Below are 20579 nucleotides of genomic sequence, written 5' to 3' on the forward strand. Positions count from 1 at the left end.
CGTCACCGATCTGTGCATCCATCAGAGCATCGCCCTTCAGGTCGCCGCGACCCCGGATGCGCTGGCCGTGACCTTCGCCGACACGCAGCTGACCTACGCTGAACTGGACGCCCGGGCCAACCGCCTGGCGCACAAACTGATCGAACTCGGCGTCGGCCCGGAGGTGCGGGTGGGCGTGGCGTTGCCGCGTTCCGAGCAGTTGCTGGTTGCACTGCTGGCGGTGCTCAAGGCCGGCGGCGCCTACGTACCGCTGGACCCGGACTACCCGGCCGACCGTGTGGCCTACATGCTCGAAGACAGCCGTGCGCGAGTGCTGCTGACTGAGCAAGAACTGGCGGCAACACTGAGCGTGCCGTTCGACACGCAAGTGTTGCTGCTGGATCAGATCGCGCTGGATGGCTATCCGGCTCAGGCACCGCAAACGGCGGTGACGCCGGACAACCTCGCCTACGTGATCTACACCTCCGGTTCCACCGGCAAGCCGAAAGGCGTGGCGATTGCGCATCGCAACGTCATGGCGCTGATCGACTGGTCGGCCAAGGTCTACCGCCGCGAAGACATTCAAGGCGTGCTGGCCTCGACCTCGGTGTGCTTCGACCTGTCGGTGTGGGAGCTGTTTGTGACGTTGGCCAACGGCGGCTCGTTGATCATCGCCCGCAATGCGCTGGAACTGCCGCAACTGCCGGCGCGGGATCAGGTGCGCCTGATCAACACCGTGCCGTCGGCGATCAACGCATTGCAGCGCGCCGGGCAGATTCCACCGGGTGTGCGGATCATCAACCTGGCGGGCGAGCCGCTCAAGCAAGGGCTGGTGGACGCGCTGTATCAGCAGCCGCACATTGAACACGTCTACGATCTGTATGGCCCGTCGGAAGACACCACTTACTCGACCTGGACCCGCCGCACCGCCGGTGGTCAGGCGCGGATCGGCCGGGCGCTGGTTCACTCCGCCAGCCACTTGCTCGATGCCGATCTGCAAGCGGTGCCGCACGGCGTGTCGGCCGAGTTGTATTTGTCGGGCGCCGGCGTCACGCGTGGTTACCTGGGCAAAGCGGCGATGACCGCCGAGAAGTTTGTGCCCAATCCTTTCGCCCGTAATGGCGAGCGTCTCTACCGCACCGGCGACCTGATTCGTCAGCGCGAGGACGGCGAGCTGGAGTACATGGGCCGGATCGACCATCAGGTGAAAATCCGTGGTTTCCGGATCGAACTCGGCGAAATCGAAGCGCGCCTGCTGGCGCAACCGGGCATCAGCGAGGCGGCCGTGCTGGCCATTGAGGCCGAGGGCGGCGCACAACTGGTGGCTTACGTGGTCGCCCCACAACTGGACGTGTACGACGGGCAAGCGCAGCGACAACTGCGTGACGGACTAAAGACTGGCCTCAAGTCTTCGTTACCTGACTACATGATTCCCGCGCACCTGCTGTTCCTTGAGCAGTTGCCCCTGACCCCCAACGGCAAGCTCGACCGCAAGGCGCTGCCGGCGGTGGATGCCAGCCAGATGCAGGCCGCGTATGTCGCGCCGCAATCGGAGCTTGCGCAACAGGTCGCGGCAATCTGGCAGCAAGTGCTCACCGTGGAACGCATCGGTCTGAACGATCACTTCTTCGAACTCGGCGGGCACTCGCTGCTGGCGGTCAATGTCGTGTCGCGCATCGCCCTGGAACTGGGCCTGACGCTGACGCCGCAACTGCTATTCCAGCACCCCGTCCTCGGCGACTTTGTCGCTCGACTCGATACAGGAGGCGGGGCAATCAACGAACAGAAACTGAACAAGCTGGAAGCCCTGCTTGACGATATGGAGGAGTTCTGATGGACACGAGTGTTGCTTTGAGGATTGCCAAGCGCTTTATCACTCTGCCGCTGGACAAACGTAAGCTCTACCTGGAAAAGATGCTCGAAGAGGGCGTCTCGCCGGCGAACCTGCCGATTCCGGAAACTCGCTCAAGCTTCGAGGCGATCCCGCTGTCCTACGCCCAGGAACGCCAGTTGTTCCTGTGGCAGATGGACCCGCACAGCACCGCGTACCACATTCCCAGCGCCCTGCGGTTGAAGGGCCGACTGGATGTCGCGGCGCTGGAGCGCAGTTTCAACGCGGTGGTCGCCCGCCATGAAAGCCTGCGCACCACGTTCGTCGAGCAGGGTGAAACCTTCTGTCAGAAGGTTCACGGGCAGATGCCGTTGAACATCACGGTCGAGACGCTGGCGCCCGGTCAGGACGCTGACACCGCGATCAAGGCTTTCGTCGAAAACGAAACCGCACGCCCGTTCAACCTGCAACAGGGGCCGTTGTTGCGGGTGTCGTTGCTCAAGGTCGGCGAAGATGATCATGTGCTGGCGCTGATCCAGCACCACATCATCTCCGATGGCTGGTCGATGCAAGTGCTGGTCGGCGAGTTGATCAAGCATTACGCCGCCGACACCGGCGGCCAGTCCCTGAGCCTGCCGCCGCTGGAGGTGCAATACGCCGACTACGCGATCTGGCAGCGCCACTGGCTGGAGGCCGGCGAGCGTGAGCGGCAGCTGAAATACTGGATCGACACCCTCGGCGGCGAACAGCCGGTGCTGGAATTGCCGATCGATCACCCGCGCCCGGCGGTGCAAAGGTTCCGTGGCGCGCGCCTCGATCTGAACCTGCCGACCGCACTGGGCGAGGCCCTCAAACAACTGGCCCAGCGCGAAGGCGCGAGTCTGTTCATGGTGCTGCTGGCGTCGTTCCAGGCCTTGCTGCACCGCTACAGCGGCCAATCGCAGATCCGCGTCGGCGTGCCGACCGCCAACCGCAACCGGGTGGAAACCGAAGGCCTGATCGGCTTCTTCGTCAACACCCAGGTGCTGAGCGCGGACGTCCACGGACAACTGCCGTTCAATCAATTGCTGGCCCAGGTCAAGCAGTCGGCGATGGCCGCTCAGGCCCATCAGGACCTGCCGTTCGAGCAACTGATTGAAGCCCTGCAACCGGAACGCAGCCTGAGCCACAGCCCGGTGTTCCAGGTGATGTACAACCACCAGGCGGTCAACGACCAGACCCAGCGTCAAAGCCAGGTGCAACTGCCGCAACTGAGTGTCGAGGACATCGTCTGGGAGGGCCGCACCGCGCAGTTCGACCTGACCCTCGGCACCTACGAATCCAGCGAAGGCGTGGCGGCGGAACTGACCTACGCCACCGACCTGTTCAAGCCGCAAACCATCGAGCGTCTGGCGCGCCATTGGCTGAACCTGCTGCACGGCATCGTCGCCGCGCCGAATCAGCGTGTCGGCGAACTGCCGCTGCTGGAAACCACCGAACATCAAGTGCTGTTGCAGGACTGGAAACGCGTGGTCGATCACGCCGCGCCGGCGCCCTGTGTGCAGCAACGCATTGCCCTGCAAGCCGCGCAGACGCCTGAGGCTACCGCGTTGATCATCGGCGAAGACCAACTGACTTACGGTCAGTTGAACGCCCGCGCCAACCAGCTCGCGCACAAGCTGATCGAACTGGACGTCGGTCCGGATCGACTGGTCGGCATTGCGGTCGAGCGCAGCGTCGAAATGATCGTCGGCCTGCTGGCGATCCTCAAGGCCGGCGGCGCTTATGTACCGCTGGACCCGGCGTATCCGCAAGACCGCCTGGCCTACATGATCGAGGACAGTGGCATCGAATTGCTGTTGACCCAAGCGCACTTGCAGACGTTGCTTCCAATCCCGGCCGGTCTTGCCACGGTGTTGCTGGATCAGCCGCAGGACTGGCTGGCGGCGTACCCGACCACCGTGCCTGACGTGGCAGTGAACGGCGAGCATCTGGCCTACACGATTTACACCTCGGGCTCGACCGGCAAGCCTAAGGGCGTGATGGTCCGCCACGCAGCCCTGAGCAACTTCGTCGCGAGCATGGTCGGGCAACCGGGCATCGCTGCGGCGGATCGCATGCTGTCGCTGACCACCTTCTCGTTCGACATTTTCGGCCTGGAAATCTACGGCCCGCTGCTGGCCGGCGCCGCCGTGGTGCTGACCGGCAAGGACGTGCATCAGGACCCGCAAGCAGTGCTCGAACTGATCGACCGCCACGGCGTGACCATGCTGCAAGCCACGCCTTCGACCTGGCGCATGCTGCTGGACAACGAACACGCCGGGATTCTCGACGGCCGCACTTTCCTGTGTGGCGGTGAAGCGCTGCCTCAGGAGCTGGCGCAACGCATGCTGGAGCGCTCGCCGAAGGTCTGGAACCTCTACGGCCCGACCGAAACCACGATCTGGTCGGCGCTGCATCCGTTGAGCGTGGACAACAGCCGTCCGTTCCTCGGCAAACCGATCGACAACACCGCGCTGTACATTCTCGGCAGTGATCTGGAACTCAATCCGCTCGGCGCGCCGGGCGAGCTGCTGATCGGCGGCGACGGTCTGGCGCGGGGTTATTTCCAGCGTCCTGCGCTGACCGCCGAACGCTTTGTGCCGGACCCGTTCTCAAGCACCGGCGAGCGTCTGTATCGCACCGGTGACCTGACCCGTTACCGCGCCGAAGGCGTGATCGAATACATCGGGCGGATTGACCATCAGGTGAAAATCCGTGGTTTCCGGATCGAGCTGGGCGAAATCGAAGCGCGCCTGCTGGCGCTCGACAGCGTGCGCGAAACCGTGGTCGTCGCCCAGGACGGCCCGACCGGCCCGCAACTGGTGGGCTACGTGGTGCCGACGTCCGGCGAGGTGCTGGATGCAGGCGGTGAAGCCGCGTTGCGCGCTGCGCTCAAGACCAGCCTCAAGGCTGAATTGCCGGAGTACATGGTGCCGGCGCACCTGCTGTTTCTCACGCAACTGCCGCTGACCCCCAACGGCAAAGTCGACCGCAAGGCTTTGCCGGCGCCGGACGCCAGCCAGTTGCAATCGACTTACATTGCGCCGCAGACCGCCAGCCAGCACACCGTCGCCGACATCTGGCAAACCGTGTTGAAACTGGAGCAGGTGGGGCTGGGCGACAACTTCTTTGAGCTCGGCGGCCATTCGCTGCTGGTGACTCAGGTCGTTTCGCGGGTGCGTGAGGCGCTCAACGTGCAAGTGCCGCTGCGCACCCTGTTCGAACACAGCACGCTGGTGGATTTCGTCGCCGCCCTCGGCGTCGAGCAGGCGCAGCAGGAGCCGCCGATTGTTGCGTTGCCGCGTCAGCAACCGCTGGCGCTGTCCTACGCTCAGGAGCGTCAGTGGTTCCTCTGGCAGCTGGAACCGACCAGCACCGCTTACCATGTGCCGGCCGCATTGCGCCTGCGCGGTGAACTGGACCTGCCGGCGTTGCAGCGCAGCTTCGATGCGCTGATTGCCCGCCACGAATCCCTGCGTACCTGCTTTGTCGAAGAGCAGGGCCAGACCCTGCAAGTGATCCAGGCTCAGGCAGCGCTGAACATCGCGGTCGAAAGCATCGACGGCGAGCTGGATGATGCCGCGTTGCAAGCCTTGGTCGCTGCCGAAACCCTGCACCTGTTCGACTTGCAGAAAGGCCCGCTGCTGCGGGTCAAACTGCTGCGTCTGGCGGCTGATGACCACGCGCTGATCATCACCTTGCACCACATCGTGTCCGATGGCTGGTCGATGGGGATCATGGTCAACGAGCTGGTGGCGTTGTATGCCGCGCACAGCGAAGGCAAGACCGCGCAGTTGCCGGGATTGCCGGTGCAATACGCCGACTATGCGGTGTGGCAGCGCCAGTGGATGGACGCCGGTGAGCGCGAACGTCAACTGAGTTACTGGACCGCGCAACTGGGCGACGGCGATCAGCCGTTGCTGGAACTGCCGACCGACCGTCCGCGTCCGCCGGAGCAAAGCTACCGGGGCGCGCGTCAGGACATCCCGCTGAGCGCCGAACTGGCCGCCGGCCTCAAACAGGTCGCACAACGGGAAAACGTCACCCTGTTCGCGTTGCTGCTGGCGTCGTTCCAGACCCTGCTGCATCGCTACAGCGGCCAGGCCGACATTCGCGTCGGTGTGCCGGTGGCCAACCGTAACCGGGTCGAGACCGAAGGCCTGATCGGCTTCTTCGTCAACACCCAGGTGCTGAAGACTGAGTTCGACAGCCAGCAGACCTTCCGCAGCCTGTTGCAGCAAGTGAAGAACACCGTACTCGGTGCCCAGGCCCACCAGGACCTGCCGTTCGAGCAACTGGTCGATGCGCTGCAACCGGAACGCAGCCTGAGCCACAGTCCGCTGTTCCAGGTGCTGCACAACCACCAGAGTCAGACCCGTCAGGCGCAGGGCGCGACGCGTCTGCCGAAGATCGAGATCGAAGGCCTGAGCTGGGTGTCGCATACCGCGCAGTTCGACCTGACCCTCGACACCTTCGAGTCGGCGGACAACGTCTGGGCCGAACTGACTTACGCCACCGACCTGTTCGACGCAGTGACCATGGAGCGACTGGCGCAGCACTGGACGAATCTGCTGCACGGCATCGTCGCCGATTGTGCCCAGCGCATCGCCGAACTGCCATTGCATGAGGCGGCCGAACGTCAGGCCACGCTGTTGCAATGGAACCCGGCCGTGGCCGATTTCCCGAGCGAGGCGTGCCTGCATCAACTGATCGAAGCGCAGGCCGAGCGTGCGCCGCAAGCGGTGGCCGTGACCTATGGCGAACAGACTCTGAGCTATGGCGAGCTCAACAGCCGCGCCAACCCGTTGGCCCACAAGCTGATTGCCAGCGGTGTCGGGCCGGACGTGCGCGTCGGTCTGGCGGTGGAGCGCAGCCTGGAAATGCTCGTCGGGCTGTTGGCGATTCTCAAGGCCGGCGGTGCTTATGTGCCGCTCGACCCGACGTATCCGGAAGATCGTCTGGCCTACATGATCGGTGACAGCGGCATCAGCCTGCTGCTGACCCAGAGTCATCTGCTCGGCCGTCTGCCAGTGCCGGACTCGGTGCGCAGCGTGATGCTCGATCAGGAAGGCGACGGCCTCGAACGCTACAGCGACAGCAACCCGCAGGTGCGCATGAGCCCGGACAACCTGGCTTACGTGATCTACACCTCCGGTTCCACCGGCCAGCCGAAAGGCACCTTGCTCGCCCATCACAACGTGCTGCGTCTGTTCAAGGCCACCGATGCCTGGTTCGATTTCGGCCCGCAGGATGTCTGGAGCCTGTTCCATTCCTACGCGTTCGACTTCTCGGTCTGGGAGATTTTCGGTGCGCTGCTGTACGGCGGCAAACTGGTGGTGGTGCCATACGAGACCAGCCGTTCGCCGGAAGATTTCTATACCTTGTTGTGCCGTGAAGGCATCACGGTTCTCAACCAGACGCCGTCGGCGTTCAAGCAACTGATGCAAGTGGCGTGTGCCCCGGCACACGCGGCGGCGCAAACGTCCCTGCGCTACGTGGTGTTCGGCGGCGAGGCGCTGGAGGTCAAGAGCCTGCGGCCGTGGTTCGAGCGCTTCGGCGACCGGGCCCCGCAACTGATCAACATGTACGGCATCACCGAAACCACGGTCCACGTGACCTACCGGCCGATCTCCCTGGCCGACCTGCAACGCGATGCCGGCAGCCCGATCGGCGAGCCGATTCCGGACTTGTCCTGGTATTTGCTCGACGGCGACCTGAACCCGGTGGCCAAGGGTTGCATCGGCGAGCTGTACGTCGGCCGCGCCGGTCTGGCCCGGGGGTATCTGAACCGTCCTGACTTGACCACGCTGCGCTTTATTCCCGATCCGTTTGCCGCCGATGGCGGGCGTCTGTACCGCACCGGTGACCTGGCGCGTTATCGCGCCGACGGTGTGATCGAATACGTCGGCCGGATCGACCATCAAGTGAAGATTCGCGGCTTCCGCATCGAACTCGGCGAGATCGAAGCGCAGTTGCTCGAACAAGCAGCCGTGCGTCAGGCCGTGGTGCTGGCGCAGCCGGGCCTCAGTGGTCAGCAACTGGTGGCGTACCTGGTGCCGAGTGAGGCCGCCTTGCTCGCCGCCGACGCTGCCGAACAGGGCCAGTGGCGTGACAACGTGCGTGCCGCGCTCAAGGAAAACCTGCCGGATCACATGATCCCGGCGCACCTGTTGCTGCTTGAGCAACTGCCATTGACCGCCAACGGCAAACTCAACCGCAGTGCCTTGCCGTCTGCGGATGCGAGTCAGGCGCAGCAGGCCTATCAAGCACCGCAAAGCGAACTGGAACAGCGTCTGGCCGAGATCTGGCAGGACGTGCTGAAGCTGGAACGCGTGGGTCTGACCGACAACTTCTTCGAGCTGGGCGGCGATTCGATCATCTCGATTCAAGTGGTCAGCCGCGCCCGTCAGGCCGGCATCCATCTGAACCCCAAAGACCTGTTCCAGCACCAGACTATCCAGCGTCTGGCGCTGGTTGCGCACATTGGTGACAGCGAATCGACCATCGATCAGCAGCCGGTTACCGGCCCGGCGTTGCTGTTGCCGATTCAGCAGCAGTTCTTCGAGGACGACATCCCCGAGCGTCACCATTGGAACCAGTCGGTGCTGCTCAAGCCACGTCAGCCGCTGGCGGCCGAAAAGGTCGAGCAAGCGGTGCGTGCGCTGGTCATCCATCACGATGCCTTGCGCCTGAGTTTCAGCCAGCAGGGCAGTGTCTGGCAGGCCGAACACCTGTCGGTCGATGCGTTGCCGCAAGACCTGCTCTGGCAGGAAGACATTGCCGACATCGCGGATCTTGAAGCCTTGGGCAATCGCGCCCAGCGCAGCCTCGACCTGCAGAACGGCCCGTTGCTGCGTGCGGTGCTGGCGAATCTGGCTGACGGCACGCAACGCCTGTTGCTGGTGATCCATCACCTGGCGGTGGACGGCGTGTCGTGGCGGATTCTGCTGGAAGACCTGCAAACCGCGTATCAACAAGCCAACAGCGGTCAGACCCTGGACCTGCCGGCCAAGACCAGTGCCTTCAAGGACTGGAGCGAACACTTGCAGCGTTACGCCAACAGCCCGGCGTTGCAGGAAGAACGGGCGTACTGGCAGGCCTGCCTGAGCGATGTCAGCACCGATCTGCCGTGCAAGCGTCTCGACGCCGGCCAGCAGAATCGTCTGGCGCAGACCGTGCAGACCCGCCTCAGCGCGGAGCTGACCCGGCAGCTGTTGCAAGAAGCCCCGGCGGCCTATCGCACCCAGGTCAACGACCTGCTGCTGACCGCGCTGGCCCGAGTGATCGGGCGCTGGAGCGGGCAGCCGTCGACGCTGATTCAACTGGAAGGTCACGGTCGCGAAGAGCTGTTCGACGGCGTCGACCTGACCCGCACCGTGGGCTGGTTCACCAGCCTGTTCCCGGTGCGCCTGACCCCGGCCGAAGGCGCGGGGGAGTCGATCAAGCAGATCAAGGAGCAACTGCGCTCGATCCCGAACAAGGGCATCGGTTTCGGTACGCTGCGTCACCTTGGTGATGCCGATGTGCAGCGCAGCTTGAAGGCGTTGCCGACCCCGCGTATCACCTTCAACTACCTCGGCCAGTTCGACGGCAGTTTCGAAGCCGATGACGGCGCGCTGTTTGCCCCTGCGCCGGACAATGCCGGCCTGGAACAAAGCCCGGATGCGCCGCTGGGTAACTGGCTGACCCTCAACGGTCAGGTCTACGGCGGTGAACTGAGTGTCGGCTGGACCTTCAGCGAAGAACGCTTCGACAGCGCCACCATTGAGGCGCTGGCTCGCGACTACGCCGATGAACTCGCCGCGCTGATTGGCCACTGCCTGACCCCGGACGTGGAAGGCCTGACCCCGTCGGACTTCCCGCTGGCCGGCCTGACCCAGGCACAGCTCGACAGTCTGCCGCTGCCGTCCTCGCAGATTGCCGACATCTATCCGCTGTCGGCGATGCAGCAGGGCATGCTGTTCCACAGCCTGTACGAGCAGACGTCCGGCGACTACATCAACCAGGTTCGCCTGGATGTCGAAGGCCTCGACCCGCAGCGCTTCCAGCAGGCCTGGCAGGCCGCGGTGGACAACCACGACATCCTGCGCACCAGCTTCGTCTGGCAAGGCCAGGTGGCGCGTCCGGTGCAAGTGGTGCACAAGCAGCTGGAGATGCCGTTCAACGTGCTCGATTGGCGTGACCGTAATGCCGATCCGGCAGCCCTGGATCAGTTGGCCGCCAGCGAGCAGGCGCAAGGTTTCGACCTGAGCCACGGCCCGCTGCTGCGCATGGTCGTGGTGCGTCTGGACGATCAGCGCTGCCACCTGATCTACACCAACCACCACATCCTGATGGACGGCTGGAGCAATTCGCAGTTGCTCGGCGAAGTCCTCCAGCGCTATGCCGGGGAAACCCTGCCGGCACTGGCCGGGCGTTATCGCGACTACATCGAATGGCTGCAACGCCAGGACGTCAAGGTCAGCGAACACTACTGGACCGCGCAACTGGCCAACCTGCAGGAGCCGACCCGTCTGGCCCAGGCGATTCAGGCCCAGCGCAGCGACGAGTCCCGTGAAGGTCACGGCGAGCGTTACGTGTTCATCAACGCCGAACAGACCCGGCGTCTGGGGGAATTCGCTCGCCAGCAGAAGGTCACGCTCAACACCCTGATCCAGGCTGCATGGCTGCTGCTGTTGCAGCGCCTGACCGGGCAGGAAAGCGTGGCGTTCGGCGCCACCGTGGCCGGTCGTCCGACCGAGCTCAAGGGCGTCGAGCAGCAGATCGGCCTGTTCATCAACACCTTGCCGGTGATCGCCAGCCCGCGTTCGGACTACAGCGTCGGCCAGTGGTTGCAGAACGTGCAGGCGCAGAACATCGGCCTGCGTGAACATGAACACACGCCGCTGTTCGACATCCAGCGCTGGGCCGGGCAGAGCGGTGAAGCGCTGTTCGACAACATTCTGGTGTTCGAGAACTATCCCGTGTCCCAGGCCCTGGAAGAGGGCGCGCCACAGGCGTTGCGCTTTGGCGAGGTCAACAACCACGAGCAGACCAACTACCCGCTGACTCTGGCGGTGAATGTCAGCGATGAACTGTCGCTGCACTACAGCTACCAGCGCGGGCAGTTCACCGATTCGGTGATCGAGCAATTGAGTGCGCAACTGCACAACCTGTTGCAGCAAATGGTGCAGTCGGGCGATGCCATGCTCGGCGCGCTGGACTTGCTCGACACCGCCGACCGCCGTTTGATGGTCGAGCAGTGGAACGCCACCGGCATCGACTATCCGCTGGAGCAGGGTGTGCACACGCTGATCGAAGCCCAGGCCCTGCGCACCCCGGACGCGCCGGCGCTGGTGTTCGCCGGTCAGACGCTGAGCTACGCGCAGCTCAACGCCCGCGCCAACCAGTTGGCCCATGGCTTGATCGCCCGTGGCGTCGGCCCGGATGGGCTGGTCGGGATTGCGGTCGAGCGCAGCCTGGAAATGGTCATCGGCCTGCTGGCGATTCTCAAGGCCGGCGGCGCCTATGTGCCGTTGGACCCGGAGTACCCGCGTGATCGCCTGAGCTACATGATCGCCGACAGCGGCATCGACCAGTTGCTGACCCAGCCGCACCTGCTGGCCAGCCTGCCGATTCCCGACGGCGTACAGACCCTGTGCCTGGAGCCGTCCGGTGCGGACTTCGCCGAGTGGCCGACGCACAATCCGCAGGTCGAATACGACGCCAGCAACCTGGCCTACGTGATCTACACCTCCGGTTCCACCGGTCTGCCGAAAGGCGCGGGCAACGCCCATCGCGCCCTGACCAACCGCCTGATGTGGATGCAGCAGGCCTATGGTCTGGACGCCAGTGACACCGTGTTGCAGAAAACCCCGTTCAGCTTCGACGTGTCGGTGTGGGAGTTCTTCTGGCCGCTTATGACCGGCGCCCGGCTGGTCGTCGCGGCACCGGGCGACCACCGCGATCCGGCGAAACTGATCGCGCTGATCAACGCCGAACGCGTCACCACGCTGCACTTTGTGCCGTCGATGCTGCAGGCCTTCCTGCAGGACGCCAATGTGGCGAGCTGCGTCGGTCTGAAACGCATTGTCTGCAGCGGTGAAGCGCTGCCGGTGGATGCGCAGGTGCAGGTGTTCGCCAGACTGCCGCAGGCCGGTCTGTTCAACCTGTACGGCCCGACCGAAGCGGCCATCGACGTGACCCACTGGACCTGCCGCGACGAAGGCCGCGACGGCGTGCCGATCGGTCAGCCGATTGCCAACTTGTCGACCTTCATTCTCGACAGCGGCCTCAATCCGCTGCCGGTGGGTGTGGCCGGCGAGCTGTACCTCGGTGGCATCGGTCTGGCCCGTGGTTATCACCGTCGTCCGGGGCTGAGCGCCGAGCGTTTTGTCGCCAATCCGTTCGCGGCCGGCGAGCGGATGTACCGCACCGGTGACCTGGCACGCTACCGCGCCGACGGCGTGATCGAGTACGTCGGGCGCATCGACCATCAGGTCAAACTGCGCGGTTTGCGGATCGAGCTGGGTGAAATCGAAGCGCGGCTGATGGAGCACGCCGCCGTGCGGGAAGCGGTGGTGGTTGCCCGTGATGTGCTGGGCAGCCAGCAACTGGTGGCGTACCTGGTGCCGAGTGATCCGGCGACCGTCGATGCTCCGGACGCCGTGCGCAATGAACTGCACGACAGCCTGTCGACCTGGCTGGGCGCGAGTCTGCCGGACTATATGGTGCCGGCGCACCGGATGTGGCTGGCGCAGATGCCGCTGAGCCCCAACGGCAAACTCGACCGCAAGCGTTTGCCGGCGCTGGCGTTCTCGGCTGCGCAGCAACACGTCGAACCGGCCAGTGCCATCGAACAGACGCTGGTGGACATCTGGAAAGACGTGCTGGGCCTTGAGCGGATCAGCACCACCGACAGTTTCTTTGCGTTGGGCGGCGATTCGATCATCTCGATTCAGGTGGTCAGCCGCGCCCGTCAACAAGGCATCGAGCTGAGCCCGAAAGACCTGTTCCAGCAGCCGACCATCCAGCAACTGGCCGTGCGTGCCCAAGCCACCGAAGGCACTCAGGCGCCGGTGGCCGTTTTGGTCGACATGCCGTTGCACGGTCTGAGCGAGGCGCAGATTGCCGAGCTGCCACTGCCGGAAGGGCAACTGGACGGGTTGTACCGCTTGTCGCCGATGCAGCAGGGCATGCTGTTCCTCGGCCTGAACTCGCCGGAGGCCGACCTCTACATCAACCAGGTGAGCATTCCGGTGCAGGGCCTGGAGCCGGCGCGCTTCAAGGCGGCGTGGGAAGCGGCGAGCCGCCGTCACGACATTCTGCGCACCGGTTTCCTCTGGCAGGACATGGCAGAGCCGCTGCAATTCGTGCTCGCCGATCCGCAACTGCCGGTGAGCCTGCTCGACTGGCGCGATCAGGATCACTCGGAACAAGCCTTGCAGGCACTGGCCGCCAGCGAACGGGCCAAGGGTTTCGACCTCGACCGTCCGCCGCTGCAACGCCTGACGCTGGTGCAAGTGGGCGAGGGCAGCTATCAGCTGATCTGGACCTATCACCACATCCTGATCGACGGCTGGAGCAGTTCGCAGCTGATCGGCGAAGTGCTGAGCCAGTATTCCGGCCAGCCGGTCGCCGAAGCGATGCCGTACCGTCGCTACATCAACTGGCTGCAACAGCAGGATGTCAATGCCAGCGAAGGTTTCTGGCGTGAACATTTGAGCCTGCTCGACGAGCCGACTTATCTTGCCGACGCCGTGGCGCGCACCGGCGAAGGTCGCGGTCACGAAGCGCTGTACAGCCGTCTGGGCGAAACCCGCACCGAACAGCTCAAAGCCTTCGCCCAGTCCCAGCAGATCACCCTCAACACGCTGGTGCAGGGGGCGTGGCTGATGCTGCTGAGCCGTTACAGCGGCCAGCGCTGCGTGGCGTTCGGCGCCACGGTGGCGGGGCGTCCGGCAAGTCTGCTGGCGTCGGAGTCGATCCTCGGTCTGTTCATCAACACCTTGCCGGTGATCAAGGACGTGCCGGCCGAACAGGCGGTCGGCCAGTGGCTGCGCGACTTGCAGGACTTCAACCTGGAAATGCGCGAGCGCGAATACACGCCGCTGTCCGACGTTCAGCGCTGGGCCGGGCGGACCGGGCAGTCGCTGTTCGACAGCATCATCGTGTTCGAGAACCACCCGATCGATCAGGCGTTGCGCGAGTGGCGCGACGACTCGCTGAAGTTTGGCGAGAGCGCCAGCGCCGGCCTGACCAACTTCCCGATGGACCTGATGGTCACGCTCGAAGATGGCCTGGTGATCGAGTACATGTTCCTGCGCGAGCATTTCGACCGGGCGACCGTCGAAGGCATCCGCAGCAATATGGAAGGGCTGCTGACCGCACTCACCGAGGACGCTGCGCAACCGCTGGGCCGCATCGGTCTGCCGACTGCGAATGTCGCGGATTCGACGGCGGTTGCCGTGCAGCCGCCAGCGGTGGCGGTGCATCAGCGCATTGCTCAGTGGGCCGCGCAGCGCAGCGAGCAGACTGCCGTGGTTTTCAATGATCAGGCGTTCAGCTACGGCCAGATCGAGGCTCGGGCCAATCGTCTGGCCCATGCGCTGATCGCCGAGGGCGTCGGTCCGGAAGTGCGGGTCGGCGTGGCGTTGCCGCGCAGCGAGAACATGATTGTCGCGCTGCTGGCGGTGCTCAAGGCCGGCGGTGCCTACGTGCCGCTGGACGCGACTTATCCTCGCGAGCGTTTGAGTTATCTGATGCGCGATTCCGGTATCGCGCTGCTGCTCAGCGATTCGAGCCTGCGTCAGGTGATGCCGCCTCAGGACAACCTGCATGTGCTGGAACTGGATCGACTGGACCTCAGCGCCCGGCCGGAGACTGCGCCGCAGGTTTCGGTCGAACCGGGCAACCTCGCTTACGTGATCTACACCTCCGGATCCACCGGGCTGCCGAAAGGCGTCGGTGTGGCTCACGGGCCGCTGGCGATGCACTGCGAGGCGATCGGTCAGCGTTATGAAATGAGCGCGGCTGATTGCGAATTGCACTTCATGTCGTTCGCGTTCGACGGCGCTCACGAGCGCTGGCTGACCACCCTGACCCACGGCGCGCGCCTGCTGATCCGTGACGACAGCCTGTGGACGGCCGAGCAGACCTGCAACGCCATGCATCAGCACGGCGTGACCGTGGCGGCATTCCCGCCTGTGTACCTGCAACAACTGGCCGAACACGCCGAGCAACACGGCAACCCACCGCCGGTGCGGATCTACTGCTTCGGTGGCGATGCGGTGCCGGTGGCGAGTTTCGAACTGGCCAAGCGTGCGCTCAAACCGCGCTACATCATCAACGGCTACGGCCCGACCGAAACCGTGGTCACGCCGCTGATCTGGAAGGCCGGTGCCGAGGATGCCTGCGGCGCTGCCTACGCGCCGATCGGCAGCGTGGTCGGCGAGCGTTGCGGTTACGTGCTCGACAGCGATCTCAACCGTCTGCCGGTCGGCATTGCCGGCGAGTTGTACCTCGGTGGCGCGCTGGCCCGTGGTTATCTGGGACGCGCCGGCGGCACCGCCGAGCGCTTCGTGGCGAACCCGTTCAGCGCCGATGGCAGCCGTCTATATCGCACCGGTGACCTGGTGCGCCAGCGCGCCGATGGCACGGTCGACTACCTCGGCCGGATCGACCATCAGGTGAAGATCCGCGGTTTCCGAATCGAGTTGGGCGAAGTCGAAGCACGCCTCAAACAGCAGCCGGGTGTGCGCGATGCCGCCGTGGTCGCTCGCGAGGGCGTCAGCGGCAAACAACTGCTCGGCTATGTGCTGGCCGGTGCCGATGCGTCGGTGGACGGTCTGTGCGAACGCTTGCGCGAACAGCTCAAGGCCAGCCTGCCGGACTACATGGTGCCTGCGCACCTGATGTTGCTCGAGCGCATGCCGCTGACGCCGAACGGCAAACTCGACCGCAAGGCCTTGCCGGATCCGGACGCCGAACAGCGTCAGGATTACGTGGCCCCGCGCACCGAACTGGAAAAAGCCCTGGCGAAGATCTGGCAGGAGGTGCTGAAGATCGAACGCGTCGGCTTGACCGACAACTTCTTCGAACTGGGCGGCGACTCGATCCTCAGCCTGCAGGTGGTCGCCCGCAGCCGTGTGCTCAAGTCCCAGGGCCTGAGCCTGAAACTGCGCGACCTGATGCAGAAACCGAGCATCGCCGAACTGGTGGCCAGTGTTCAGGGGGCTGCCGAGAAGGCCTCCGGGCTGCTGGCAATGAACGCCGAGGTCAAGGGCCGGGCGCCGTTGTTCTGCATCCATGCCGGTTTCGGCACGGTGTTCGACTACGAGCCGCTGGCCCGTCGCTTGAGTGGTCAGCGCCAGGTGTTGGCGATCCAGTCGCGGATGTTGCTCGACCCGGCCTTCAGCGATACGTCGCTGCAAAGCATGGCGAGTGATTACGTGGCGCAGATTCGCGAGAAACAGCCGCAGGGGCCGTATCACCTGTTGGGCTGGTCGCTTGGCGGTACGCTGGCGATGCTGATGGCGGCGCAGCTTGAGCGGGAAGGGCAGCCAGTGAAGTTCGTCGGTCTGGTGGACAGCTTCGTGGCATCGGCGGCCATCAATGCCGGGGCCGTGGATGACTGGCGAGCCGATCTGCGTGACTTCCTGCGGGTCACTTTGCCGGACGCCGCGAACGTGGCCATCGACGGCGAGGAAACTACGCAGAACCTGCGCGCAGTGTTCAACGCCGCCATGGGCGCCGAAAGTGGGGCTTCGACCTACGTCGCGCTGGGGGCCGATGAACTGGCCCATGTGTTCAGTGTGGCGCGCCGGCTCAAACAGCTGTCGCTGCAGCTCGACCGCTGTCCGCCGCTGGCGGTGCACCCGGTTTGCTGGTGGACACTGGGCCGGGAAGAGGAGGCGGTCGAACTGGCGGCGCAACTCGAACAGCCGGGCATGGGCGGCGAATGGCTGGACTGCGGGCATTTCCAGATCCCGCGGGATGAAACTTTCCTGTCCGAGGCTGAAGAAATGCTCGGCGAGTTCGTTGAGTCAGTAGTCATGTCCTGAAACCTGCTTCGTAACCGCAAACACCACTCGGGCGCCTAAGGCGCCCGAGTGGTCTGGAGAATTGAATGTCGTTGAATCCTGATATCGCCGCATTTCTGCAATTGGTCGGCAACGGCCGGGCCAGCGGCAAACGCGTGGGCATGCATGAGCTGAGCCCGGAACAGGCCCGTGAACAGTTCGATCAGTCGTCGCTGCTGATGGACGCCGGCGGCGAAGACCTTGCGCTGGTCGATGAACTGCAACTGCCGGTGCGTGACGGCTCGCTGCTGGAGGCGCGGGTCTACAGCCATCAGCCCTTGAAAGCCGGGGCCGGACGTCCGGCGCTGTTGTATTTCCATGGTGGCGGTTATGTGGTCGGCAGCCTCGATTCCCATGACTCACTGTGCCGGGCGCTGGCGTCGATGGCCGATTGCGTGGTGCTGTCGGTGGCTTATCGACGGGCGCCGGAATTCCGTTTTCCGACCGCCGCCAACGATGCACAGGACGCCTGGAACTGGCTGGTGGCAAATGCTCAGGATCTGGGGCTGGACAGCACGCGCCTGGCGATTGCCGGTGACAGCGTCGGCGGCAGCCTGGCCACCGTGCTCGCCGCACAATTGGTGGGCGCCCCGGTGCAGCCGCGTTTGCAGGTGCTGATCTACCCGGTCACCGACGCCAGCCGCAGCACGTCCTCCATCGAGCGTTACGCCGAGGGTTATCTGCTGGAGAAGGCATCGCTGAACTGGTTCTACAACCACTATCAGCGTGAGGCGGGTGACCGTCTCGATCCGCGTTTCTCGCCGTTGCTGGGGGAGGTCTCAGCCGGTGTGGCGCCAACACTGCTGGTGTTGGCCGAGTGCGATCCACTGCACGACGAAGGCGTGGCGTATGCCCGGCATTTGCAGGCAGCGGGTGTCGAGGTCGAGTTGAAAGTGTACGAGGGCATGACCCATGACTTCATGCGCATGGGTGCGATCATCGATGAGGCCGAAGAGGCGCAGCAGCACATTGCCGAGCGGCTGCTGGAGGTGTTTGCAGCACGGTGACAGAGGTGATCGAGGGACTGAAAGGGTCGCTGTCTGCGGCCCTTTTCTATTGCCCGGGGAAAAAAGGGCAGGCAGCAAAACGCCGGCAAATGCCGGCGTCTTGTCGGGTGCTGAACGTGTTACCAGTTGTAGGTCACGTCGGCGGTCATGGTCCGGCCTTCGCCGTAGTAGCAGTCCAGGGTGCTGTTGCAGCTGGCGACGTACTTTTTGTCGGCGAGGTTTTCCAGGTTCATCTTCACTTTCACGCCTTTGACGTGCAGTGGCGATTTTTCCAGGTCGTAGGAAATCATGGCGTCATACACGGTGTAGGACGGGATCTGGAAGGAGTCTTCCTCGTAGTCCGAGCCATAGCTGCTGCGCACGTAGCGTGTGCCCAGGCCCATGCCCAGACCGGCCAGCGAAGTCGACTGGTCGAAGTCGTAGTTGATCCACGCCGACGCGGTCAGTGGTGGGCTCATGGCCAGGGTGCGACCTTCGCGACCGTCGTTGACGCTGCGCCACTTGATCTGGTTGCGCGACACCGAGGCCAGCACACGCAGGTTCTGGGTCACGTTGACCTTGCCTTCCAGTTCCACGCCGCGCGAACGCACCGAACCGCTCTGGCTGCTGAAGCCCGGGTTGTTCAGGTCGTTGGTCAGCATGTTGCTCTGATCGATCTGATAGGCCGACAGCTGGATGAAACCGTCGACGAAGCCTGGCTCGTACTTGACGCCGACTTCGTACTGTTTGCCCTCGGTCGGCTCGAACGGACGGCCGTTCATGTCGGCACCGGTCTGTGGCAGGAACGATTCGGCGTAGCTCACGTACGGTGTCAGGCCGTTTTCGAACTCGTAGCCAAGGCCTGCACGACCGGTGAACTTCTCGTCCTTGATGTTCGAGCGGTTGCCGCCCAGCGGTTCCTTGTTGATGGTTTCGGCGAAGTCGTAGCGACCGCCGACGGTCAGGAACCACTGGTTCCAGCGCATCTGGTCCTGGGTGTACAGGCCGGTCTGCTTGACCGTGTTGTCCCAACGGTAAGGCTGGCGGAAGTTGAACTGGCTGCCGTAGACCGGGTTGTACAGGTCGATGGCCGGGCCCTGACGGTCATAACGGCCGAGGAACTTGGAATTGTACTGGTAGTAGTCGACACCCAGCAGCAGGGTGTGATCCAGCTCGCCGGTCTTGAACTTGGCCTGGGCGATGTTATCGATGCCGTAGACCTTGTTGTCCTGGGCCCAGTCCACACCGAAGCGGGTCTGGCGACGTTCGTCGTCGGCGCCGGTGACCGGATTCGGTTCGAAGGAGTAGCCGTGCAGCGGCGCGATGTAACGGTCGTTGAGTTGCGCGTAACGGGCGTTCTGCTTGAGGGTCCAGACGTCGTTGAGTTCGTGGGAAATCTCGTAACCGAGCACGAACTGCTCGCGGTCGTACTTGTTCACATTCGGCTCGCCGAGGAACAGGCTGCGGCTGATGCGACCGTTGGCGGTGCGGTACACGGTGCCGTTGGCCGGCAGGCCCTGGGCTTCCGGGGTGTCGTGGTCTTTCTGGTACTGGCCGTACAGGGTGATGCTGGTGCGGTCGTTCGGCAGCCAGGTCAGGCTGGGCGCGAGCATCATGCGTTTCTGGTCGGCGTAGTCGATCTGCGAGTTGCTGTCGTTGACCACACCGGTCAGGCGATAGAGAAACTCACCCTGATCGTCGAGCGGGCCGCCGAGGTCGAAGGCGCCGTATTTGCGGTCATAGCTGCCGCCACCAATGATCACTTCGTGCAGAGGCGTGGCCGTCGGACGCTTGCCGACCATGTTGACGATGCCGCCTGGCTGGTTCTGGCCGTAGAGCACCGACGCCGGGCCCTTGAGCACTTCGATGCGCTCCAGGCTGTATGGGTCGATCTGCAACGAGCCGCCGGTGCTGCCGCCGCCGTAAGGCAGGTGCAGGCCGTCGAGGTACAGCGGCGTTGGCGAGAAACCCCGGGAGGTCGGTTCGTCGAAGATCTTCACCCGGTCGGAGAAGCCGCCGCCGGTCATGCCCGCGGTGTAGCGCAGGGCTTCGGTGACCGACTGCGAACCGCGCATCTTGATTTCGTCTTGCGTGACGACGTTGATGGTCTGCGGGATTTCCTTCAGCGCGGTATCGGTCTTGGAGCCGGTGGCGCTGCGTTTTGCAACAATGCCGTCAACCGGGCCCCACGCTGACTCCTGGGCGGCGGTGATGCTGGTCGGCGCCAGGTCAAGGCTCGCGCCGCTGCTGCGGGCACGCAAGGAAACATTGTTGCCCTGCACGCTGTAGGCGATGTCGGTGCCCTGAAGCAATTGCGCGATGGCGGCGGTCGGCTCCAGGTTGCCACTGACAGCGGTGCTGCGCAGGCCGCTGACGTCGTCCGGGCTGTACAGCACTTGTAGATTGGTCTGGCGGCCGAATTCCTGCAGCGCGCTCCCCAGCGACTGTGCCGCAATATTGATCGTCACCGCTGCGGCCTGCGCCTGACCGATCACCGGCAGGGTCAATGCCATGGCGCAAAGGGCTGGAAGGGTGGTGCGCAAGGAGCGGCGGATCAGCAGAGCCTTGGCGAGCGGGTGGAGTCCGTGCGGTGCGGGCATTGTTCTTCTACTCTTCAAAGTGTTGACTGAGAACTATTTCTATTAACTGTTAGTAAGACGTTGAGCCCTCCGAAAACCGGAAAGGCTCAACGCACTTTTTTAC

At 64.1% G+C, this 20579-nt stretch carries 3 protein-coding genes and 1 pseudogene; 3 read left to right on the top strand and 1 reads right to left on the bottom strand.

Annotated elements, in window-relative coordinates; all coding sequences use genetic code 11:
• Nucleotides 1-79 precede the first annotated feature (79 nt).
• The 3 genes and pseudogenes from C6Y56_RS29525 to C6Y56_RS09385 all read left to right on the top strand — a co-directional run.
• A pseudogene (locus tag C6Y56_RS29525) lies at nucleotides 80-1813 on the top strand (amino acid adenylation domain-containing protein); the annotation flags it as partial.
• Nucleotides 1813-16872 carry a non-ribosomal peptide synthase/polyketide synthase gene (locus tag C6Y56_RS09380; protein WP_169429610.1) on the top strand — a complete coding sequence of 5020 codons (15060 nt, stop codon included), beginning with the start codon at nucleotides 1813-1815 and terminating at the stop codon, nucleotides 16870-16872. The pseudogene C6Y56_RS29525 and the gene C6Y56_RS09380, both read left to right, overlap by 1 nt.
• 65 nt (nucleotides 16873-16937) lie before the next feature.
• On the top strand, nucleotides 16938-17897 hold the full coding sequence (locus C6Y56_RS09385; RefSeq protein WP_169429611.1) for an alpha/beta hydrolase: 960 nt from the start codon (nucleotides 16938-16940) through the stop codon (nucleotides 17895-17897).
• 119 nt (nucleotides 17898-18016) lie between these two features.
• On the opposite strand, the gene C6Y56_RS09390 is transcribed toward C6Y56_RS09385, so the two are convergent.
• The gene (locus tag C6Y56_RS09390) at nucleotides 18017-20476 is read right to left on the bottom strand and encodes a TonB-dependent siderophore receptor (RefSeq protein ID WP_169429612.1); all 2460 of its coding nucleotides are present in this window, start codon (nucleotides 20474-20476) and stop codon (nucleotides 18017-18019) included.
• Nucleotides 20477-20579: the final 103 nt, after the last annotated feature.

This window comes from Pseudomonas fluorescens, assembly GCF_012974785.1.
GTDB classification, from domain to species: Bacteria; Pseudomonadota; Gammaproteobacteria; order Pseudomonadales; family Pseudomonadaceae; genus Aquipseudomonas; species Aquipseudomonas fluorescens_BT.

Bases quoted from the DNA above. Each gene is read 5' to 3' on its own strand.
- C6Y56_RS09380 (WP_169429610.1), top strand. From the start codon at position 1,813: ATGGACACGAGTGTTGCTTTGAGGATTGCCAAGCGCTTTATCACTCTG.
- C6Y56_RS09390 (WP_169429612.1), bottom strand. From the start codon at position 20,476: ATGCCCGCACCGCACGGACTCCACCCGCTCGCCAAGGCTCTGCTGATC.
- C6Y56_RS09385 (WP_169429611.1), top strand. From the start codon at position 16,938: ATGTCGTTGAATCCTGATATCGCCGCATTTCTGCAATTGGTCGGCAAC.